The organism is Niallia sp. 01092, from assembly GCF_052318935.1.
In the GTDB taxonomy this organism is placed as follows: Bacteria; Bacillota; Bacilli; order Bacillales; family Cytobacillaceae; genus Niallia.
Genome location: NZ_JBQRKO010000010.1, coordinates 65651 through 87819, shown reverse-complemented (window position 1 = coordinate 87819; position 22169 = coordinate 65651). Strand labels below are relative to the sequence as shown.

The window sequence follows — 22169 nt, the reverse complement described above, 5'->3', positions numbered from 1 at the left end:
TGAATTTCAGCATGTTTGTTTTTTGTCAGTTGAAGGGTTTGATTTAAAATTACTTGCCATTCTATATAGTTATAAATGTCGTATGTATAAGGTTTAATTTTCTTTTTCTTTCATTTATAAATAGCGCCTGCATATCGAACCCATTGAGGAAGTTCTTTTATAGATTCGGGTATCTCTTCATCAAACCTTTTATTTTCCTTGAGAAATTCTAATCCTTTAATCGTAAGTTTAACTTTAGTAAGCGAGGATTGATCGATATAACCATTTGAATTTAATAATGAAATAAATTGATTAAAATCCCGATCCGGCATTCGATAATCTTTAGAAATGATTCCAACATCTCCGTCATTAATCCGCTTTAGAACACTATATACTAATCTTTCACTCATAAAAACCACCTGTATTTTTTCCATTTACTGTTTTATGAATGTACATAACTAATATTGACATGTAGCGACTCTCCTTACTACACATATAATAAAATACCACGGAGGTGAAAATAATGTATCCTATCCATTCGAAAAACAGATTACATGGTGCTCCAGTTATCGGAACAGTTCCAGTTGTTCCACCAATTGTCCATGGCGCAGGTGGGACAGGTGCTATCGGGCATGGAGCAGTGCCTGCTACCACAAGTTTTACAGCTGGAAGTCCAGTCATTATTTATCCATATTTGCACCCTGCTATGCAATCAACCAATCCATACCAACCATATCTTAATCCTTATGCAAACTATTATCCACCTTTTTATTAATGAATTTTTTACGTTTATAAAAAATATGCTAGCTATAGATTCGTTTCTATACTAGCATGTTTTTTTCAATATATTCCTTATAATAGCTTTATTTTATTTATTCTTTTTAACAGCTAAACTCCAATTATGCAAAATTGTAGTAAAAATTCTAGCCATCTCCTATAATAACAGTAAAATACTTTATAAGGAGTACTTTATTGTGATAATTAGAAAAATAGAAACTTCTGATTCAGAAAACTTTCTTACACTCCGTAAAACATTGGATGAAGAATCAGAATTTATGATGCTTGAACCTGATGAACGACAAACAACGTTAGAACAACAGAAGGAATATATTAAGCAAACTTTATATAATCATTTATCACTCATTCTTGTATGCGAGATAGATGGTAAGATAGTTGGATACCTTTCTGCAACAAGAGAAAGTTTTAAGAGAATGGGTCATAGTGCGTATATTATAATAGGAATACTTAAGGCTTATACAGGTAAAAAAATCGGAACAAATTTATTTTCTGTATTGGAAGATTGGGCTTATTCAAACAATATTCATAGGCTGGAACTTACAGTTATGACCCACAATGAAGCAGCCATCGCCCTTTACAAAAAAATGGGTTTTCAAATAGAAGGAACAAAAAAGCACTCTTTAATGATTAATAATCAGTATATTGATGAATACTATATGGCAAAATTAATATAATTTTTAGCTTTTGTGTAAAAGAGAGTGATATCTGCTTTGGATGATATTCAGACTGTTTAAATTACTACCTCACTGTTCCTTTTATTCTGTCTACAATAATATTATTTTATAGAGCTTAGTCCTCTCTACTTAAAACAATCTTACCTCTTGTTCGACCAGTCTGACTAGAAAGATGGGCTTTTTTTGCTCCATCTATTGTAAGCGGATATACTTCTGAAACTACCGGCTTCAGTTTTTGTGCTTCAACTAGATCAGCAATATTTTTCAAATTTTCTCGATCTGGTCTTGTAAACACAAACTGAACTACTAGTTCACGTTCTTTTTCCAATGCATCTATATACTCAGGACGGACGGTATCTCGCTCACTAATGATTGTAGCTACTTTACCATTTTTCTTCATAAGATGTAATACATCACCATATGCTGAGCCTCCAATTCCATCTAACATAAAGTCAAATTTGGTGTTTGTATTCATGCCCCCAAGATCATATGCAAGAACTTCATCTGCTCCCAATTCACGTACAAAGTCACGATTTTTTGAGCTAGTTGTTGCCGCCACATATGCACCAAACGCTTTTGCGACTTGAATAGCAGCAGAACCAATCCCGCCACTACCTGCTAAAATAAGCACTTTATCCCCCTGCTGAATATTTCCTACTTCAACAAGTGCCTGCCAAACCGTAAGCCCTACTAACGGGAGGGAAGCAGCTTCCACATAGGACAATTTTTTAGGCATTCGGGCAACAAGATATGCTGGAACTACGATTTCGTCGGCGTATGTACCCTGTTTCTCCATTTCAGGTCTAAAAAAAACGTCATCTCCCACTTGAAATTCCTTTACGTTACTCCCAACGCCCGTTACTATTCCTGCTGCATCCCATCCTAAAATAAGAGGCATTTTATATGGAAAGTCCTCTTTCAAATACCCTTCTCGCACTTTCCAGTCTACAGGGTTTACTCCACTTGCTTTAATTGAAATAAGCAGTTCGTTTGGTCCTACTGATTTTGTAGGAATAGAAATTGTCGTGAGCTGTAGTACATTACCATATTGTTTTATACCTATTCCCTTCATCGTAATTACCTCCATTACTTCATACATCTTTATTTGAAATTCGCTTAATGAAGTCTATTGCTTGATTCATTTCTGGTGAGTTTTTATGCTTCGTTTTATAAGCGATATATAATTCATTAGGTACTTTTAAATGCTCCATTATTTTTTTAGCCTTTTCACCATTCATCGAATGATCTAATAGGAAGGTTGGAATTAAGGTGATGCCAGTTCCATATTCCACACTTGCTAACAAAGCATGAAGATTTGGGATAACGTGGATTGGTTTAAGTTGGGGACGCTTGCTAAAGTGCTGCCTCCAAAATCTTCTTATAATTGGCAGGTCCAAACCATAACTTAACCATTTTTGGTTTACCAGCCAATTTTCAACCTCATTTAAGTCTTGAAAGTCTGGAACCATTAATTCTTTAGGTGCAACTAAAACGAATTCTTCCTTCATTAATGGAATATATTCAATCCCTGGCATGTGAAATTTTTTAGATGTAACAATAAGGTCTACTTTATCCTCTGATAATTGATCCATTAATTGAGATGCAACACCAAAATGAGCTATCATGCGGAATTTTTCATCGTTTAGATTAGGCAGGATTAGTTCATTGAAAAATTCAATGGCCGAGCCGAATCTAATCACTGGTACGCTCGATAGCGAGACACTTTTCAGTCCAATTGTCTTTTCCTCCAACGCTTCTATAAGCGGGGCAACTTCTGAATAAAGCTCTTTGCCTCTTTCAGTAGGAAGCATCTTTCGGGATGTTCTTGTAAATAGAGGCTGCCCAACCTCAGCTTCCAGTGCTGCTAGATGCTGGCTCATGGCAGGCTGTGTCATGATTCTTTCTTTTGCGGCTTCGGATACAGAGTTATGCTTATAGATGCTGATAAAACTTCGATACCATTCAAAATCAACCACGTTCATCATCCTTTTTTTAACGATCTTATCTTATTTAGAGAGTTGATGCAAAAAATTTAATAGGTTGATATCTTCAAAAGATATCAACCTATAAGTTTTATCCTAGTTTTTCGATAACAGCATTTGTTACCGCTATTGTAGATTGAGGATTCTGTCCAGTAATTAGGTTCCCATCTACTTCATAATGCGTCGTCCAATTAGGAGCAGCGACAAAAATGGCTCCGAGTTCACGCATTTTGCTTTCTAATAAAAACGGCATATATTGGTCAAGTGTAGTTTCAGCTTCTTCACGATCTGTAAATGTATTGACACGTTTTCCAGCTACTAGAGGTTGACCATCTGAAAGAGTTGCTCCTACTAATCCAGCTGGTCCGTGGCAAACAGCTGCAACAATTTTATCTCCTTCATAAAAATCACGAAGCAATTCCTGAAGTTTTTCGCTCTTTGGCAGATCAAACATTGTTCCGTGTCCACCTGGCAAGAAAATTGCATGGAAACCTTCAGCAGATAATGAATCAAGTTTCACCGTGTTTTGCAAGTATTGTTTCGTGTCCAAAATTTCTTGTGGCGTACTTTCATCTACACTACCTGGATCTACTGGAACTATTCCGCCAAGTGGACTTGCTACGGTTATCTCATATTCTTTTTTCTCGAATGCTAGATATGCTTCAGCAAACTCTGATAACCAAACGCCCGTAGCTTTCTCCTCATTTATTTGCTTATGATTTGTAACTACCATTAATATTTTTTTTGACATTGTCTTTCCTCCATATTTAGATTTCTATGTTACAAGTGTAATTGTAAGTCACAGTTATTCATAAAACAAATTATAAAAAAGCGCATCATCTATAAATATTTTTATAGATAATACGCTTTTTACCCAGTATTCTGTTTCGTTAGTATCTGAATATACTTCGTCCGTTTAGCGAGCGTCGAGCCTCCTCGTCTCATACGCTCTGCTTAAGTCTCGTCTTTCTCGCATTCCCATAGGAGTCTACGTGTATTCAGTCTGCTGAGTCCACATAGACTCCTATTTTTTACGTAGGCTCTGTTAAAAAATAATGTTGATATTTGATACGTTTCCAAAATGCGGTTATAATAAGAACAAACATTCGTATAGGAGAGTTCGAAATGAGCAAAGCGTTTAGCAATTTATTAAAACATATTGATAAATTATCACATACAAATAAAGAACGAGTGTTTCAATGAAAACGCTATGTTGAACCTTCCTCAACTGTTGGTGGTCGTCTAGAGAGAAGCACGTTTCAAAGAAGGCTTTAAATGCCCCCATTGTACTTCTGAACACGTCAATAGATTTGGCAAAACTAATTGTCGCCAACGTTATCGTTGTAAGGCTTGTCGTAAAACCTTTACAGATACTACAAATACGATTCTGTTCCGAACTCGAAAAGGAAACGAATGGATTACTTTTGTTGAATGTATGTTTAAAGGATATTCCCTACGAAAATCAGCGGAAATCGTAGGGGTTACTTGGGTTACGCTTTTTTATTGGAGACACAAGATATTATCAGCCCTTAAACAAATGGATTTTAAGCAATTTGACGGTATTGTTGAAGTTGACGAGACCTATTTTCTGTACTCTCAAAAAGGACAACGTGGTATTAAGAAACGTAAACCTCGTAAACGAGGCGGAAAATCCAAACATAGAGGAATAAGCAAAGAACAAGTCTGTGTTCTTGTCGCTAGAGAGCGAACTAAATCAACGGTTTCTAAGGTAGCGTGTATGGAGCGGGTTGTGAAAACAAAGGTTGATAATATGATTGGTTCTAAACTGACACCTGAAAATGTTCTTGTTACAGATGCTTGGAGAGCCTATAAAACCTATGCAAAGGAAAAAGGGATAGAACATTATCGTATTAAATCTAATGATGGGAAACACGTTATTAAAGGTTTGTACCATATTCAAAATGTTAATGGACTGCACTCACGTTTAAAACATTGGATAAACCGTTTTAAAGGTGTGGCTACTAAATACCTTGATAATTATCTTGCTTCGTTCTTATTTGTAGATAGTCATAGTAATGAAAGTACAAAACATAACATCAAAGAGTTTCTTTTGACATCATTTGTTTTTGAAGTGAAAGAAACATATCGCAGTTTACGCTTATCAAATTTCGCTATTTAGTTCTTATTTAACTAACGGAGCAGGATAGCTAGATAAGAAACGTGATATAATAAGAAAATTTTGACGGTATTTTATGATTAGCCTATTCTATTCAAGAAGGCATTGGATTACGTAGTATAAAAAATAAGGAGTACAAAGCAGTGAATGAATTTTATAAGGCGTTAACATATGTAAATAAAATTTTTTATGAACCAAATCACTTAACAATAAATGCTATTCGAGAAGAAGCTCAAAATTCAGATTATGGGGCTGGTATGTTTCAACTAAATTCAAAATCGGTTAGATTTAGAGTCGCAAAAATAACACCTAACAAGATAGGACAGTTTGTTGCTTTTTGGGAAAAAGATGGAAATAATAAAAACCAAGCCTTTTCATATGAAAAGGCTACTGATTTATTGGTTATCAATACTTTTACTAGTAATAATAATTTTGGACAATTCGTTTTTCCAAAAGAAGTTCTTGTAAAACAAAATATCCTTAAAACAGGCACTACAAAAGGAAAAATGGCAATTAGAGTTTACCCTAGATGGGAAAATCCCACTAGCAAACAAGCTATCGAAACACAAAAATGGCAGTTAGCATATTTTGTTGAGGTGAACAATACAAATAGTTTTCCAGTACAAGAACTATTAAAGCTATATTCTAACTAAAATTGGATAGCCTTGAGCTGGCTAATAGTTTGTGAAGTTTAACACTTCAACTAACGGGCGCTTATCTACAGTATTACCAACAAAAGATTGATAGAATGCACCTTTTATCTTTATGTACATGTATGCCAAGATAAGTGGTTAAGGACTTGACATGGAGCCTCCGTGGGTACGATTGGTCATGAAAGGCTGAAGCAGTTGTTTCATCAGGCATTCGAGCCTATCATACCCACCACTCCAAGTAAAGTCCTATCTTTGTGTACGTTGAAAACTATAAATAATTACTGTAGATAATGCTTCCACAAAGATAGAAAATTACCATTTTTGTTATCATAAAATACGTTGAATACGGTGGAAAAACATACTGTAGATAAAGGTGCGTTAGTTGAAGAAGAACGGGGAACCTCAACAAATGAGGTTCCCCTAATTATTATATAGAAATCAACATTTAAATTTAACAGAGCCTTTACGTAAAAAAACAACAAACTTTGAGAAACAGCCTATAGTAAAGAAGGCTTACTTATTCTCCACCTCCTCCTCCGCAGCTTCCCCCACCATCACTGCCTCCAAAGGAAGAACCGCAATCACTTCCACTATCTGCATAGCCCATATCATGAGTAGAGTGGTGTTGGGTATAAAAACCGGAATTGTGATTATTTATTCTAGTATCTTTCTTTTTCACTAGTAAGGTACTGACAATAATTAGCCCTATTAATAATAAAATAATCGTCATTTTATCTCCTCCTTTGATAAAAGTTCGTTTATCTATTTATTTTATACGGATATGATTTCATAAAGTTTCATATTTATGTAATTTTTTAAAAATTTTACACTATTTATCAAAAAAAGACTAAACCAATAGAAATGCCAAGGTTTAGTCCTTTTATCTATTAAAATCTTTGTTTAATTTTCTTTATATTTTGCCAACACCTTGGTTTCATTTTTTTAATAGAATAAAAGACGATAATCGTACATAATATAATCAGGGCTACAAAAACTGGATGAATCTCCATTGAAAATAATCCTAATGGAATTAAAGCCAAAATAAAAAAGTAGAAAAAGTTTCCGATTGCTGTTCCGATAATAAAGGATTTAAAAGAAATCATGCTGATGCCTGCGATAATGTTTAAAATACTCGTTGGAAAAAAAGGGAATATTCTACCGTATATAACATAATATATCCCTCTCGTTTCCATTCTCTTTAATAAATCAACATATTTTTTTGCGGGCACGATCTCTTGAAACCAATATCGCACTGCTAAAAAGATAATCATTGCTGCAAGAATACTAGAAAACCAACTCCAAATAAACCCGTAAAAAAAACCAAATAAATAATAATTTAACGTAATCACAAAAAGTAAAGGGATAATCGTAAAGCTGTTTTGAATAATCATAATAAATAAGCTGAACATAAGTGCATAATAGATGTTTTCTTCCAAAAAGGCCGAGACCGTTTTTATCTCTCCCTTCTGGATGGACTGAAATAACTCTGTATCAAAAAAAAGGAAATAAACGATCAATAAAGAACAAATAAATGTAAAAAATCTCCCATATTTTTTAATAAGAAATCACCTTTTTCATAATATATGGTCATTCTATATAAAAAGGTACTTTGTTTATACGTCCATTTTTAGATGTTACTTCACTTTTATTAGTTGGCAGTTTTCGTATAGATTGTTGCTTTTAAACTCGCAGCCCGAATACACTTCGCTTTCCGTGGGCGAGCGTCGAGCCTCCTCGTCGCATACGCTCTGCTTAAGTCTCGTCTTTCTCGCATTCCCACAGGAGTCTACGTGTATTCAGTCTGCTGAGTACTTCTTCTCCCATTTTTTTACGTAAAAACAACAAACTTTGAGAAAACAGCCTAATAGTTTTAAAAAGCAACTTTTCTATAAGAATTTACTTTTCATCTAATTTCCTCTATAGTATACCTTTCACCATATTATGATAGAGGAGTAATCATATTGGAATATCTTTTTACTTCAGATCGATTAGGCTATCGGTTATTACAATTAGATGATATAAATGTATGTGCATTATTTTGGGGAGATGAGGAAGTAATGGCTTATTGTGGAGGAAGTACTTCAGATGAGCTGCTCCCACATGTTATTGCTTTTTATGAACAATCTCAAAAAGACAACCGTTTGTCAGTGTATGCGGTAGTGGAGTTAGCGACAAATAAAGTAATTGGTGCAGCCGGATTTAATATCGAACATGATTCGGACAATCCTGAACTGATTTTTCATTTTATCAAAGATGCTTGGAATAAAGGTTATGCGACAGAAGCTGCGATTGCTTGTTTAAATTACGCTTATCGAACAAACCTTGTCCAAAAAGTAACTGCCTCTTCTTCCATTCTTAACAAAGAAGCTATCTCTGTTTTAGGGAAAATCGGTTTTCAATATATTGGGATTAAATATTTTGAAGATACCGAGCAAGAAGAGGCATTTTTTGAACTAGTTTTTTAAACTACTTTTTATGTGTTCACAAGTCTAAAGATGATAAATAAAGCACCTAAAAAATAAGATAGATTGCAATTTTCATTGGCAATCTATCTTATTTTTTTAGCTATTGAAAGCATTAAAACAAGTCCATAAAAGCATCCACAATTTCTGGATCAAAATGACTTCCACTTTGTTCCTTAATAAAAGCTAACGCTTGTTCCTCTGTCCATGAATCTTTATATGATCTTTTTGCAACTAATGCATCAAATACATCCACTATCGCAACGACTCTTGCTTCAAAAGGAATATCCTCTTCTTTTAAACCGTATGGATAGCCTGTACCATCCCATTTTTCATGATGATATTTTATGATGTTTTCCGCTACTTTATAATTGTTCATAAATTCATAATGTAAGCCTGTCGATGTTTTGCTTAATATATCTGTTCCTATTAACGGATGCATTTCTATAATTTTTCTCTCATATTTTGTCAACGAACCCGGTTTGTATAGTATTCCTTCTGGAATGCCTGCCTTTCCTATATCATGCAAAATACTTGCATGAATTATTTGATATAAATATTGCATAGAAAAACGTTGACTATTTTTTGTAATAAACGAAGCAACTAATTTTTCTGTTAAATGTTGAACACTCATTAGATGCTCTTCAATTCCTGGATCGCGAATTTCACAGGAAATAGCCAGTACGCGCAATAATTCTCTTTCTGTTCCTATTTTTTTACTTTCTGGAATATATACACCCTGTTTTAATTGCTCTAATTCACGAAATACGCCAATATAATATACTTCATTATCTTCTAAAATTGGAGTGATGGTTAAAGAAGAATGCCAAAGATCTCCACACTTTTTTTGTTTATTAATACTCCAGACCAAGGTTTATGATGATTTATTGCATTTTTTAAAGAAGAATATGTAGATGAAGGGGTTAGCGATGATTTGAGAAAGTTTGCTTGCAATCCTATAACGGTGTCCCTAGTATACCCTGTGATATGCTCATATTCCTGATTTACTTCTAATATTGTATGGTTAATATCTGTAATCATTACTGCATCTGCTAATTTTAAATAACCCTCTATGCAAAAGGGGATTTGTTTTACATGATTCAGAAGTACCACCTTCCTTTTCGTAAGTTAGTCAAACTTTAAACCAGCTGCCTTTATATTTCTATCGTCTTTTAAAAAATGCTTTTTGAACTTCTATTACTTTGCAACCATTAGAATAATAACATATTTAAGATGTTATTAACGTTTATTATAGTTAATAATTATAAACTTTTTTTGAAATACCTTTTAAGCACTCATTTCTTGACTAAAAATAAATCTATACACTACAATAAGTAGTGTGAGGTGTTTCTGCTTGAAAATTAATCAGTTTAAGTTTAATGAAAAAGGTTTAAATCGTTTTTTCGGACCATTAGAGTCAAAAATTATGTCCATTTTATGGGAAGGGAAAGAAATGACGATTAAAAATGTACAGCAAATTTTAGAAAAAGATAAGGTAGTAAGCTTCAATACTGTAATGACCGTAATGAATCGGTTAGTGGAAAAAGACATATTACAAAAACGCATCGAAGGAAGAACTTCTCTCTACAAACCTGTTCTTTCTAAAGCTGTTTTTTTAGACAGACAGTCAAAAGAACTTACTCATGAATTAATGGATGAATTCGGATCCCTTGTTGTTAATCATATGCTGGATGCATTAGAAGATGTGGATCAAGATTTAGTAGAAAAATTAGAACAAAAAATAAAAGATTGGAAAAAGGAACAATAGTATGAAAAAAAATTATGCTAATGCTCTTTTTATAACAAGTACTATTATTTCATGCATTTTGCTTATGCAAATGATTTGTTATCTTTTTTCTATTTTTTACGGATTTTCTTTAAGCTTTAATCTTTTTCAAGCGTGTCAGCAACTGTTTCAAGTAATTGGTGTCCCTTTTATTGAATATGTGCTTCTAGGATTAGTTTGTTATACCATATTACATGCTGGCTGGCTCATTGCCAAACAAACCATCCAAATAAGAAAAATGCATAAAAAGCTATTGCGTTTTGTTAATGAAGAACATAGTTTAGAATTAATGAAACTGCTGGAGAACCGTCAAAAATCTTTGCTGGTGATTGAACACCGTGAGCCACTGGCTATTACAATGGGGTTTTTCAAACCGAAAATTATTCTTTCCACCGGATTATGGAAGCTATTATCAAAAGATGAGATAAAAGCTGTATTATTTCATGAAGCATATCATCAGAAAAAACTTGATCCATTAAAAAGTTTTCTTACTCACTTATTTGCAACAGTTATTTGGTATATTCCTTTATTAAAATGGATTTCCCAACAATATATCATCATTCAGGAAGTGATGGCAGATGATTATGCAATAAAAAAGAGCGGCAATCCGATAGATATTAGTAATGCGTTACTTAAAATGATAAAAAATCGACAACAAAAAAAGCAGCTATTTACTTATGTTTCCTTTGCAGAAAGCTCTGTTAATTATCGGATTAAATATATTCTGGATCCTGATAAGGCTTATTCTGTAAGACTTCCATTTTTATCTACAATAGCTTCTCTGAATATATTTGTTATTCTTTCGATATTATTTATTATCACATTGATTTAATTTTTTTTCACGATTCACACTACATATTGTAGTGTTTATATAAAATATTATCAAAATAGGAGGAATAACATGTTTACATTACAACCTATTGGCGTACTTCTTATTCGTTTCGTTCTAGGGATTATTTTCTTTATGCATGGTTTAGCAAAGGTGCAAAATGGAATCGAAAATACAGCAAGCTTCTTCACAAGCTTAGGGTTGCCTGGTTTTTCCGCTTATCTCGTAGCTGGAATAGAACTTATCGGAAGTGTGCTTATTATTATTGGTCTTGGAACACGAATCATTTCAGTATTATTTGCAGCAATTATGGTAGGTGCCATTTTTATGGTGAATGGAAGCAATGGCTTTGTTGGCGGCTATGAATTTGAATTATCTTTGCTTGCCATGTCTCTATTCCTAGCATTTAATCAGGAACAGGCATTTGCACTAGATAATATCATCCCCTCTAATAAAAGCAAACAACAAAGTGCCTAACTATTTTAATTGAAGGCTGTTTTCTAGAAGTTTGTTGTTTTTGAATAAAATAGTAAACATGCTTGAAGCACTAAGCAGCCCGAATACACGTAGAATCCTGCTTAGAAAAGCGAGAAAGACGAGACCCCACAGGAGCATAGCGAAGAGGAGGCTCGGCACTCGTCCTCGGAAAGCGAAGTGTATTCAGGGCTGCGGGGTAAATAATAACAATCTATACCAAAAGAGCCTAATTGAATGAAGGAGAATACATGGTAAACAAAAAAAATAAAAATAAACCTTCTAAGTTTTTATACTGGATTATTGGAATTTTCATCTTTTGCATTATTAGTCTTGTCATTTTATCAAACTTGCCAAAAGATGCTGTTGCCATTGATTATACAGATCAGCCTTTTTTAGGAGAAGATTCCGCTGATGTCAGCATTATTGAATTTGGCAACTATAAATGCCCAGTTTGTAAAAATTTTAATGAATCCTTTTTCCCTCTTATTAAAAAAGACTTTATTGATACAGGGAAAGCAAAATTTTATTTTATGAACTACCCCTTTATTCATACCGATTCGACGAGATCTGCATTGTTTGCCGAAACGATTTATCATGAATTAGGAAAAGATGCATTTTGGCAATTCCATGAATTGCTTTTTGAAAAACAGCCCGATGATATAAAATATGAGAATATTGACCTTTATACTGAAGCGTTTTTAAAAGAAACGTTAAAAGAAATGGCTTCCGATGAAGAAATGGAGAAAGTCGTTCAAGCATTTGAAGAAAATAAGTATAAAGATTCCCTAGAGAAAGATTTGTCTTACGTTCATTCCCTTTCTATTACCGGTACACCTACCATTTTTATTAATGGTATAAAATTTGAAGGAAATACGTATGAAGAATTAAAAGAAATGGTTAATAAAGCAGCTAAAAATAAGTAAAGACAGCAAAAGAATCCATTTTGAAAAAAGATTAATCAAAATGGATTCTTCAATCAATAAATGTCCCTTGCTGAGAGAAGTGGTCACTTTACTCCATTAAGGACGGAGAAGTACTATTGGTACATCATTTTCAAATAATGGTGCTAAAAATATTTTGCTTCCCCTCGATTTTAATCTAGTATTGCTCTTTATAAAGTTGGGATCTTTAAAAAGCAGCTTCTACCGTCCGAATAATTTCGTACAGTGTTTGATTTACAGGTGTGTCAATATTCAGCCGTTTTCCATAATCTATTACTTTTTCTGAAAACATCGAAACTTCTGTTAAACGCTTTGCTTCGATATCTTGCAGCATCGATGTTTTTCCATCTTTGCTTATTTTGCTTAAAATATTGTCGAAAAAATCTTCCATATCTTTTTCTTTTAAATCAATGTTTTGTGCTTTTGCAAGTGCAATAACCTCTTTCATCGCGCGCATCGCTAAATCTCTTGCAAAACCAGGTTGTTGAAAGAAGCCATATGGTGATCGAGTTACTGCGGAAACTTGATTCATCCCTACATTTATCATAAATTTATACCATAATGTTCGCTCCATATCTTCTGGAACTTCAACTGGAATTTGTCCTTGTTCAAAACATGCTTTGATTTGTTGCACTCTTTCCGTGATTTGATAGTTTTTCTTTTCTCCAAATGATATTTTGCCAGGATTAGAACAGAAAATAGAATTGCCATCTCTTGTAGAATCAATGCCGTTGCACATTGCGTACACTATTTTTTCTTTTCCATATACGGCAGCCAATTCTTCTTCACTTGTTATGCCATTTAATAAAGAGAGGATGGTTGTATTTTCTCCAACATGATGTTTAATAGCAGAAATTGCTTCTCCTAACTGTCCGTACTTAACAGAAACAATGATTAAATCTGCCGCTTCCCCCACTTCTTCAGGTGTTATGTATGATAAAGAAACCAATTCATTATTCACATATATGCCGGTTTGTTCATAACGCTCTTTTCTTTTTTGATCGACAATTGCTTTTACTTGAAACTCACCTGTTTTCTGAAGCATATCTCCATACACAGACCCGATTGCCCCAAGTCCAACAATTGCTATTTTTTTAATCGTTGTCACGCAGTTCTCCTCCTTGAACCATTACATTAAATAGAACTTTTTCGAAATTTTTTACATATTCATCATAACATGCGGAAACTATGTATTAAATGGAAAAGACTTATTCTTATCACATGAAAAAAGGACCAGTTTTGGCCCTTTTTCATGAATAAATTCTTTTTATATAACTCATTGATATCTTCGTATTCCATAACAAATCTTATAAATAATCTCTTTTTTTGGCTGATTTCCAACTTAATACAGGAATCAATATAAGCAGGATAAGGACAGCAATTGTCATGATTGGTTTATCTTGAAATGGCAGTGGAATATTCATGCCAAAGAAACCGGTAATAGCCGCAATAACTGCTGTAACAACTGTAATCATTGTTAATTTTTGCATCGAATTATTTGTTCGTGCAGACACGATGGAAAAATAGGTGTCCATCGCACCAGATACTAAATCCCGAAACACTTCTAAAGAATCAGCAATTCGTTCTAAATGATCGACCAAATCCATAAAATAAGGAATATTTTCTTCTTGTACTTTAAATAAATAACGATTTCCTACCGAAGCAAATATCCGTTTTTTTGGCTGAATGACCCTCCTAAATAAAACGATTGTTCTTTTAAGCGCAAGGAATTCTTCTGAAATTTCCTGTGCCGGATTGATATACATTTCGTCTTCCAGTTCATCAATCCGTTCTGATATTCGTTCTAATATAGGAAAATATTCATCGACAACCTCATCTATAATCGCATATAAAAAGTAATCTGCCCCTTTTTTCATCTTCTTTTTAGAGTGTAGAATGCTATCTACTACTTTTCCTATTGCTTTTATTCGTTTTGGATGAACTGTTACAATAAAATTTTCACCTAAAAATACATTTAATTCCTGTGTTGTAATTTCCACCTCTTCTTCTTCATTATAATTAACCGCATTAAAAACAAAAAAAGTATATCCTTCATAACGATCGACCTTCGAACGCAATGTATGCTGCAAGCAGTCTTCGATTGCAAGCGGATGGAAATCAAAAATCTCCGCAATTTTTTGCAGTTCTTCTTTCGTCGTATCATAAAGATCTATCCATAGAAGAGTATCTTTCTCATTTCCTATTTTTATATAATCTTTTATATCCGTTAAATTAATATTCTTCTTTACTTCTTCATTTGTTTTTGTGTAAAAATATGTCTTAATCATACTCGTCACCTCTTCATTCGATTAGAGGCAATAAAGATGTTTCTATTCCCGTTTATCTTACTTGTTGAAAAGTGTTAAGAAGAACGGGAGGGACCTTTATTTCCTCATGTGTTTTCTCTTTTTGTTCATTTATCCTACTCGGATCATCTGCTCCCATTCTTCCCCACCTCCAATTTAGAAAAGCGCAAGCGCCTTGTACAGCTCTGAAGAAAAATGTTCACATGACTCAAAAAGTGCTTTTTACTTTTAGAGGCATGGGGTTATTTTTCACAAGAGCTAGGCGCTGAAGCTAGACATCCATCTAACTTCAAAAGTTACACTTTTCCCTATAAAAAAAGACTTCTTTCCAATCGCAAGAAGTCATAATAAGCAATATTCAGCTTCATATGTCTTCCCTCGTTTCGTTTTAGCACTGTATAGCATAGGAATATCCAGCTACATTAAGAAAAACCTTAATCCGATTTTTCCTGTTGACCCATTGGCGTCTTTGGACATTTTTGGGCAGCAGCGTATCTCTATACAGGAGCCTCACTTAACAGAAAACAAACTATTTCGTATCATTTATAAATGTTTATCCACGTACACACTATATACCCTTGAAAACATTTTCGTCAAGTCCTATTCCACTAAATATTTCTAATTCGTTTGACAATTATTTAGTTAAATTCCATGTAATAACAAGTCCTAAATGTGTCAGTCCTCCTCCGAATCCATAAAGTAATAACGTGTCGCCATTCTCAACTTTTCCTTCTTCAATTGCTAGATTAAGTGCTAATGGGATAGACGCAGAAGAGGTATTCCCAAAATACTTCATGCTAGTCAACGTTTTTTCTATTGGAAATTCTGTTTTTTCACAAATTGATTCAATCATCCTTAGATTTGCACTATGTGGTATAAACCAGTTAATATCTATTTTATTTAATTCTGCCTTCAGCAATAATTCTTTTATTCCTATTGGTAAAGTTCGAGTTGCCCATTTATATACTTCCCTGCCATTTTGGACCATCTTTCCAGTATCCGTTAAAGGTTTGTTATTCATCGTAGTTGCAAAGGTTGTTCTGTAAACATGCATACCCCCTTCTCCATTTGTTCCCATATGATGAGCAAGGAAGCTAGGATTTTCGGGATCATATTCAACTAGCATTGCACCAGCACCGTCTCCAAATAAAATGCAGGTTGATCGATCCTCATAATCCGTTACTTTTGATAAAGTTTCGGTTGCAACTACCAGTACCTTTTTATGAGCCTCGGACGTAATTAAATTATTTGCTAAGTGCAGGCCATATGTGAAGCCTGCACAAGTAGCATTTAAATCAAACGCTCCTGTACTAGGAATATGAAAGTGACTTTGAATTTGACATGCGACACTAGGAAACGCATAGTCAGGAGTTGTAGTTGCTACAATAATACAATCAATATCTTCTAAATCTTTTTTATAATTCTCTCTAAGATTTTCAATGGCTTTAATAGCCATTGTTGATGCATATTCTTTATCTCCTGCAATTCTTCTTTCCTTCATGCCAGTTCTTTGTACAATCCATTCATCACTTGTATCTACGATTTTTTCTAAGTCATCATTTGTCAGCCTTTTTTCAGGTACATAAGTGCCAATAGCTGTAATTCTTGCTTTTGATTTCATCTGTTTTTCGCCCTCCTTAGTTAAACACCTAGTTTTATAACCTAATATTAACACTAGGTGCTAAATTATATCAATACTTTTCCTTGAAAATAGTGGAAATAAAATGTGATTATTCCTTTATCACCTGATTTTTTCTTTTATCTCACCATGTCATTGTTTACATAGTCTTACAAAAGCAACTTTTGTAATGTTAGTAAAAAAGCATTCCTACCTATTGTAGAAATGCTCTGTTGTGATATATTCACCAAATCATTCCATTACCTTTTCACAAGTGATAATAATTTCTTTTTCGTTGCATCTTCACTTGTGTATAAAATATAAGTATCAGAATTGGTTTTTATTACTATTCTTTCGGTTGTAGGATATGGAAATCCGATTCGAATAGCCGCTTTTTCTTCACCAGCATAAGTATCATCTTCTGTTACTTTGACGATTTCGGATAAAGGAATGTCTATTTTAGCCAATTGCCAGTTTATTATGAGAACATCATTCAACAGTTTCACTTTAACTTCTAACATATAAATCTTCCTCCTTGTTTCATTTCTTACATCATATACGATTACTTTTTAAAAAAGATTCCTATTTTTACCACTACTAACGAAAATTTTTTCCTCATTTCCGTTTTTTTCATTGTTTATATAGCATCCTCTCCTGTTTTTCGTTACACTCTATAGTAGAAAATGTCAAAAATGTGGTGGTTATTATGTTTAAACTATTGTTAATTGAAGATGATAAAACTTTATTTCAAGAGATGAAGGACCGGTTAAATCAGTGGTCCTATGAGGTTTTTGGCATCACGGATTTTAACCATGTGATGCGGGATTTTACGGAAAAAAAGCCTGACTTGGTTATTATTGATATTCAACTGCCAAAGTATGATGGGTTTCATTGGTGCCGGATGATTCGCTCCCATTCCAATGTTCCGATTATTTTTCTATCATCAAGAGATCATCCAACCGATATGGTGATGTCAATGCAGCTTGGTGCCGATGATTTTGTCCAGAAACCTTTTCATTTTGATGTGCTAATTGCCAAAATTCAAGCAACCCTCCGTCGAGTGTATAACTATAGTGTAGAAAAAAATGAGTTGAAAACATGGTGGGATGCAACCGTGGATTATGAAAAGAATACAGTAGAAAACAGTGCTGGAACGATTGAATTAACAAAAAATGAAATCTTTATTTTAAAATTGCTGATTGAACAAAAAAATAAAATTGTCAGCCGCGATCACTTAATAAACAGTTTATGGAATGATAAACGTTTTATCAGTGATAATACGCTAACAGTTAATGTCAATCGACTGCGAAAAAGGCTCGATAAAATCGGTCTTGGCACGTTTATCGAAACAAAAGTTGGCCAAGGCTATATCGCAATAGAAGAGGAATCGATATGATTAGAACCTTTCTTTCTGAAAAACGAAGCTGGATTTTGTTTATTCTATTTTTACAACTATTAAGTCTTTTTATCGCAAGTATGGATCAGAGGCTTTCCTTTCATTCCATGCTATACATATCTTTTTTAGCCTTGCTTTTTCTCGTTGTTTTTTTACTGCTGCGCTATCAAAAAGAAACGGCATTTTATAAAAGTTTAGCAGAAAGGGAAGATAATCTTGATTTAACAAGCGTTGCAGATCCTGAAAGCCCTTTCGAAAAAATTATTGAAAAGAGCATTAAAAATCAAACAGAACTGTTAAAAAAAGAAGCGCAGCAAAATTTAATTATGCTGGAAGAAGAAAAAGATGAACTATTAGCCTGGATACATGAGGTGAAGACACCATTAACTGCCCTTCATTTAATGATCGACCGCCTGGAAAATGAACCAATAAAAGCGCAGTTAACCTATGAGTGGCTTCGAATTCACCTTTTGCTTGATCAGCAGCTTCATCAAAAAAGAATCCCATTTATGCAAAATGATTTGTATATCGAAAAAACAAATATAGAAGCAATTATTTTCGATGAAATTAAAACATTACAATCGTGGTGCATTCAAAAAGGAATTGGTTTTGATGTAGAGTTAGAAGCAACTGAAGTCCTTAGCGACAGCAAGTGGCTTGCTTTTATCATTAGACAACTTTTATCCAATGCAGTAAAGTACTGCGAAGCATCTGACATTATCATATGCAGCTGTCAAAAAGGTGAAAATAGTGTATTGCAAATCAAAGACAGCGGAATTGGCATTGATGCTAAAGATCTTCCCCGCATTTTTGATAAAGGCTTTACCTCCACAACAAATCATATGAACAATCACGCGACCGGCATGGGATTGTATTTAACAAAAAAAGTGGCAGATTCCTTGCTTATTCATCTAGAAGTGGAATCCATGCCGAAAAAAGGAACAACCTTTACGTTAACCTTTCCGAAAAAAAATGATTTTGTACTTCTTAACATCAAGTAATGGGAAACAAACAGCTGGCAGTGACAAAGCATGTGACAATTTTGTCACATGCTTCCTTTATTTGTTCGGCTAATCGAAGGAATTAATCACCATATCTTTTTATAATAAACGTATCAAATAAAGGAGTTGTCAAAAATGACTATTTTAGAAGCAAATAAAATTCATAAAAGCTATGGAAATAAGTTTAATAGGCAAGAAGTGTTAAAGGGATTGGATCTTCGTATTCAAAAAGGCGAATTTGTCAGCATTATGGGAGCATCTGGTTCTGGTAAAACCACTTTCTTAAATGTGCTCTCTTCTATTGATAAAGTCACAAACGGTACGATCAAAATTGAAAACAAAGAAATTACAGGCATGAAAGAAAAACAATTAGCTACGTTTCGCAAAAACCATCTTGGCTTTATCTTTCAAGATTATAATTTATTGGATACTTTGACGGTAAAAGAAAATATTCTTCTTCCTTTATCTATTTCCAATGTGCCGAAAAAAGAAGCAGAGGAAAAATTTAATACGCTTGCGAAAGAACTTGGCATTTACGAGTTAAAAGATAAATATCCAAATGAAATTTCCGGCGGACAAAAACAGCGAACATCCGCTGCAAGAGCTTTCATTCATGAACCGAGCATTATTTTTGCCGATGAACCAACAGGAGCACTTGATTCTAAATCTGCTTCCGATTTATTAAATAAACTTAAGCTTTTAAACCAAAATCGCAAAGCAACAATTGTCATGGTTACTCATGACCCAGCTGCAGCGAGCTACTCAAGCAGAGTCATTTTTATAAAGGATGGGCAAATTTATACACAATTAAATAAAGGCGAACAAGAAAGACAAAGCTTCTTCCAAGATATTATGAAAACACAAGGTGTGTTAAGCGGGGTGCAATATGAACATTAATCAGCTTATCCTGCGAAATTTAAAAAAGAATATCAAAAATTATTATCTTTATGTATTTGCCCTTATTTTTAGTGTATCCTTGTATTTCGCTTTTGTGACCTTACAATATGATCCGTCCATGGATGCAACGAAAGGTTCATTAAAAGGAGGCGCTGCCATTCGTTCTGCTTCGATTTTATTAGTTGCGATCGTCGGTATCTTTCTGTTTTATGCGAATACGATTTTTATTAAACGCCGCAGCAAAGAAATTGGACTATTCCAGCTAATTGGAATGACGAAAAATCGCATATTCCGAATCCTTATTACAGAAAATATTATCTTATATTTTGGCTCCTTGCTGATTGGAACTTTTATCGGCTTTTCTTTTTCGAAATTTGTTATCTTAATTTTATTTAAAATAACAGGCGTTAAAGGAATTGCAACATTACATTTTTCATCACAGGCACTTGTTCAAACGATACTTGTTTTTTGTGCAATTTATGTTTTTATCATGTTGATGAATTACGCCTTCATTAAACGACAAACGATTTTAGCTTTATTTAGAGTGAAATCTTCATCGGAAGGCAGAGTAAAAAAATTATCTATTTGGGAAATATTGATGGGTATTGTTGGTATTATTCTTGTTATTGTCGGCTATTATATTTCCTCCAGACTATTTGATGGAGATTTCACTACGATGAATGAATTGTTTATGGCAATGGTTGTCATTTTAGCGTCTGTTATTATTGGAACTTATCTTGTCTATAAAGGATCTGTCAGCTTTATTTCTAATATTATTAGAAAAAGCAAAAACGGCTATTTGAACATCAATGAAGTGCTTTCCCTTTCTACGATTATGTTCCGAATGAAATCAAATGCGCTTTTATTAACGATTATTACAACTGTCTCTGCTCTTGCTATTGCCTTATTGTCGTTAAGCTACATTACCTTTTATTCTGCAGAGCAATCAGCAAAAAAGAGTATTCCGAACCAGTTTGCTTTCAATGAAACAAAAACAGCCGATACCTTTAAGCAAACATTAGCAGATAAAAATATATCATCCAAAGAAACAATCATTCCCGTTATTCAGGTGAGTACTGATTTAAAGAAAATCCTCGCTTCTGAACCAAAAGGAATGACGCAGGATATGAGCAATATGCCGATTGCTGTTGTGAGCGAAAACAGTGTCAAAGGAGTGGAAGTAGGAAAAGAGGAAGTCCTTTTTACAGGCGTAAATGACGCACTACAGCGTTTTATGGGCTTTAAAGATAAAGGAATTGTTACATTCAATCATAAAAAAGGATTTATTCCCCTTAACTATTTAGGGTTGAATAAAAACACAGTCGTTTCCTTTAATTTCACAAGCGGCGGGCTGCCTACAGCCATCGTCGATCAAACTGTTTTCCACACGCTGGCTGATAATATTGATAAAAATATACAAATGAAATCTACTACCTATATCGGCATTGATTTACAAGACGAAACAAAAATGGAAAAAGCCAATCAAACGTTTCATGCGCTGGCACTTGATGAAAGCAACCATTCCCGCCTCGATATGCTAAACCATCAAAAAAGAATGATGGGACTGACAATGTTTATCGTTGCCTTTTTAGGACTTGCTTTCCTGGTTACATCTGGATGCATCCTCTATTTTAAACAAATGGATGAAGGCGAAGACGAAAAATACAATTATACGATTTTACGAAAATTAGGTTATACACAAGGTGATTTACTGAAAGGAATTCAAGGCAAGCAGCTTTTTAACTTTGGAATTCCGTTGGTCGTTGGACTGCTTCACAGCTATTTCGCCGTACAATCCGGCTGGTTTTTCTTCGGCACCGAATTATGGACGCCAATGATTATTGTCATGGTGCTATATACAGCACTTTACTCTATCTTTGGTATCCTGTCTGTTTTCTATTATAAAAAAGTGATTAAAGCTGCTCTATAAACAGAAAAGTGGTGTCCCTAAAAGTAAGCATTTTTTGTAGAGAAACATTAGAAAGCATATCAACTGTAAGACCAAATCGCATTATGATTTAGTCTTTTCCAACCCTAGTTATATTAACAATTAATAACTTTTATCATTTAAAAACATATAGCAAATAACATACGAAATATCAGTATGACAACTACAATTGCCATCTTGGCATTTGGGTTGTTTAATTAATTGCTAATTCTACCTCTGATTTAAAATGACGAAAAGTAAATTGTAATTATATGTTAATATAATAGATAGATTACTTAAAAGATT

24 protein-coding genes, 1 pseudogene and 1 riboswitch are annotated in these 22169 nt (G+C 33.8%); of the genes and pseudogenes, 13 read left to right on the top strand and 12 right to left on the bottom strand.

Annotated features, from left to right (window positions below; all coding sequences use genetic code 11):
• Positions 1-110 precede the first annotated feature (110 nt).
• Positions 111-389, bottom strand: coding sequence for a hypothetical protein (locus tag ACTXGU_RS11195; RefSeq protein WP_443481598.1), 279 nt, complete (start codon positions 387-389; stop codon positions 111-113).
• Positions 390-502: 113 nt separating this feature from the next.
• Between ACTXGU_RS11195 and ACTXGU_RS11190 the strand changes: the two genes are divergently transcribed.
• Together ACTXGU_RS11190 and ACTXGU_RS11185 are read left to right on the top strand one after the other, a co-directional pair.
• The gene (locus ACTXGU_RS11190) at positions 503-754 is read left to right on the top strand and encodes a hypothetical protein (protein ID WP_443481597.1); all 252 of its coding nucleotides are present in this window, start codon (positions 503-505) and stop codon (positions 752-754) included.
• A gap of 199 nt (positions 755-953) precedes the next feature.
• Complete coding sequence (locus ACTXGU_RS11185; RefSeq protein ID WP_443481596.1) at positions 954-1451, top strand: GNAT family N-acetyltransferase; 498 nt, start codon at positions 954-956, stop codon at positions 1449-1451.
• 115 nt (positions 1452-1566) lie between these two features.
• Here ACTXGU_RS11185 and ACTXGU_RS11180 read toward each other — a convergent pair whose 3' ends face one another.
• The 3 genes from ACTXGU_RS11180 to ACTXGU_RS11170 all read right to left on the bottom strand — a co-directional run bounded on the left by ACTXGU_RS11180 (position 1567) and on the right by ACTXGU_RS11170 (position 4184).
• Positions 1567-2523 (bottom strand): NADP-dependent oxidoreductase, encoded by a 957-nt coding sequence (locus ACTXGU_RS11180; RefSeq protein ID WP_443481595.1) that lies wholly within the window; start codon positions 2521-2523, stop codon positions 1567-1569.
• A gap of 19 nt (positions 2524-2542) precedes the next feature.
• Complete coding sequence (locus tag ACTXGU_RS11175) at positions 2543-3427, bottom strand: LysR family transcriptional regulator (protein WP_443481594.1); 885 nt, start codon at positions 3425-3427, stop codon at positions 2543-2545.
• Between the two features lie 97 nt (positions 3428-3524).
• Entirely contained in the window at positions 3525-4184 is a 660-nt protein-coding gene (locus tag ACTXGU_RS11170) for a type 1 glutamine amidotransferase domain-containing protein (RefSeq protein ID WP_443481593.1), read from the bottom strand.
• Between the two features lie 374 nt (positions 4185-4558).
• Here ACTXGU_RS11170 and ACTXGU_RS11165 point away from each other — a divergent pair.
• Together ACTXGU_RS11165 and ACTXGU_RS11160 are read left to right on the top strand one after the other, a co-directional pair.
• Positions 4559-5573 (top strand): annotated as a pseudogene (locus tag ACTXGU_RS11165) (IS1595 family transposase).
• Positions 5574-5713: 140 nt separating this feature from the next.
• Positions 5714-6223 (top strand): MepB family protein, encoded by a 510-nt coding sequence (locus ACTXGU_RS11160; protein ID WP_443481592.1) that lies wholly within the window; start codon positions 5714-5716, stop codon positions 6221-6223.
• Between the two features lie 517 nt (positions 6224-6740).
• On the opposite strand, the gene ACTXGU_RS11155 is transcribed toward ACTXGU_RS11160, so the two are convergent.
• Both ACTXGU_RS11155 and ACTXGU_RS11150 read right to left on the bottom strand, forming a co-directional pair.
• Positions 6741-6953, bottom strand: coding sequence for a hypothetical protein (locus ACTXGU_RS11155; RefSeq protein WP_443481591.1), 213 nt, complete (start codon positions 6951-6953; stop codon positions 6741-6743).
• A gap of 157 nt (positions 6954-7110) precedes the next feature.
• Positions 7111-7659, bottom strand: a complete 549-nt coding sequence (locus ACTXGU_RS11150) for a TVP38/TMEM64 family protein (protein WP_443481590.1) — start codon at positions 7657-7659, stop codon at positions 7111-7113.
• A gap of 525 nt (positions 7660-8184) precedes the next feature.
• On the opposite strand from ACTXGU_RS11150, the gene ACTXGU_RS11145 reads away from it, so the two are divergent.
• Positions 8185-8688, top strand: a complete 504-nt coding sequence (locus tag ACTXGU_RS11145) for a GNAT family N-acetyltransferase (protein WP_443481589.1) — start codon at positions 8185-8187, stop codon at positions 8686-8688.
• Between the two features lie 112 nt (positions 8689-8800).
• Here ACTXGU_RS11145 and ACTXGU_RS11140 read toward each other — a convergent pair whose 3' ends face one another.
• Entirely contained in the window at positions 8801-9556 is a 756-nt protein-coding gene (locus ACTXGU_RS11140; RefSeq protein WP_443481588.1) for an HD-GYP domain-containing protein, read from the bottom strand.
• A complete protein-coding gene (locus tag ACTXGU_RS11135) occupies positions 9499-9726 on the bottom strand; it encodes a PAS domain S-box protein (protein WP_443481718.1) in 228 nt (75 codons plus the stop codon). Before ACTXGU_RS11135 ends, ACTXGU_RS11140 begins: the two co-directional genes overlap by 58 nt.
• 313 nt (positions 9727-10039) lie before the next feature.
• Between ACTXGU_RS11135 and ACTXGU_RS11130 the strand changes: the two genes are divergently transcribed.
• The 4 genes from ACTXGU_RS11130 to ACTXGU_RS11115 all read left to right on the top strand — a co-directional run bounded on the left by ACTXGU_RS11130 (position 10040) and on the right by ACTXGU_RS11115 (position 12700).
• Positions 10040-10453: a BlaI/MecI/CopY family transcriptional regulator gene (locus tag ACTXGU_RS11130; protein ID WP_443481587.1), complete on the top strand. Its 414-nt coding sequence runs from the start codon at positions 10040-10042 to the stop codon at positions 10451-10453.
• Between the two features lies 1 nt (position 10454).
• Complete coding sequence (locus tag ACTXGU_RS11125; protein ID WP_443481586.1) at positions 10455-11303, top strand: M56 family metallopeptidase; 849 nt, start codon at positions 10455-10457, stop codon at positions 11301-11303.
• A gap of 69 nt (positions 11304-11372) precedes the next feature.
• Complete coding sequence (locus tag ACTXGU_RS11120) at positions 11373-11777, top strand: DoxX family protein (RefSeq protein ID WP_443481585.1); 405 nt, start codon at positions 11373-11375, stop codon at positions 11775-11777.
• A gap of 248 nt (positions 11778-12025) precedes the next feature.
• The gene (locus tag ACTXGU_RS11115; RefSeq protein WP_443481584.1) at positions 12026-12700 is read left to right on the top strand and encodes a DsbA family protein; all 675 of its coding nucleotides are present in this window, start codon (positions 12026-12028) and stop codon (positions 12698-12700) included.
• A 205-nt stretch (positions 12701-12905) separates the two neighbouring features.
• On the opposite strand, the gene ACTXGU_RS11110 is transcribed toward ACTXGU_RS11115, so the two are convergent.
• From ACTXGU_RS11110 to ACTXGU_RS11095, 4 genes are all read right to left on the bottom strand, one after another.
• The gene (locus ACTXGU_RS11110) at positions 12906-13826 is read right to left on the bottom strand and encodes a ketopantoate reductase family protein (protein ID WP_443481583.1); all 921 of its coding nucleotides are present in this window, start codon (positions 13824-13826) and stop codon (positions 12906-12908) included.
• A gap of 199 nt (positions 13827-14025) precedes the next feature.
• Positions 14026-15006 carry a magnesium/cobalt transporter CorA gene (corA, locus tag ACTXGU_RS11105; protein ID WP_443481582.1) on the bottom strand — a complete coding sequence of 327 codons (981 nt, stop codon included), beginning with the start codon at positions 15004-15006 and terminating at the stop codon, positions 14026-14028.
• Positions 15007-15391: 385 nt separating this feature from the next.
• A riboswitch (M-box (ykoK) riboswitch) is annotated at positions 15392-15553 on the bottom strand.
• Positions 15554-15658: 105 nt separating this feature from the next.
• A complete protein-coding gene (locus ACTXGU_RS11100; RefSeq protein WP_443481581.1) occupies positions 15659-16645 on the bottom strand; it encodes a ketoacyl-ACP synthase III in 987 nt (328 codons plus the stop codon).
• Positions 16646-16902: 257 nt separating this feature from the next.
• Entirely contained in the window at positions 16903-17163 is a 261-nt protein-coding gene (locus ACTXGU_RS11095) for a SunI/YnzG family protein (protein ID WP_443481580.1), read from the bottom strand.
• A gap of 185 nt (positions 17164-17348) precedes the next feature.
• Between ACTXGU_RS11095 and ACTXGU_RS11090 the strand changes: the two genes are divergently transcribed.
• The 4 genes from ACTXGU_RS11090 (at position 17349) to ACTXGU_RS11075 (ending at position 21866) form a co-directional block, all read left to right on the top strand.
• Complete coding sequence (locus tag ACTXGU_RS11090) at positions 17349-18038, top strand: response regulator (RefSeq protein ID WP_443481579.1); 690 nt, start codon at positions 17349-17351, stop codon at positions 18036-18038.
• Positions 18035-19039 (top strand): sensor histidine kinase, encoded by a 1005-nt coding sequence (locus ACTXGU_RS11085; protein ID WP_443481578.1) that lies wholly within the window; start codon positions 18035-18037, stop codon positions 19037-19039. Before ACTXGU_RS11090 ends, ACTXGU_RS11085 begins: the two co-directional genes overlap by 4 nt.
• Positions 19040-19174: 135 nt before the next feature.
• Positions 19175-19936: an ABC transporter ATP-binding protein gene (locus ACTXGU_RS11080; protein ID WP_443481577.1), complete on the top strand. Its 762-nt coding sequence runs from the start codon at positions 19175-19177 to the stop codon at positions 19934-19936.
• Entirely contained in the window at positions 19926-21866 is a 1941-nt protein-coding gene (locus ACTXGU_RS11075; protein ID WP_443481576.1) for an FtsX-like permease family protein, read from the top strand. The genes ACTXGU_RS11080 and ACTXGU_RS11075 overlap by 11 nt, the downstream gene beginning before the upstream one ends.
• The last annotated feature ends 303 nt before the right edge of the window (positions 21867-22169 follow it).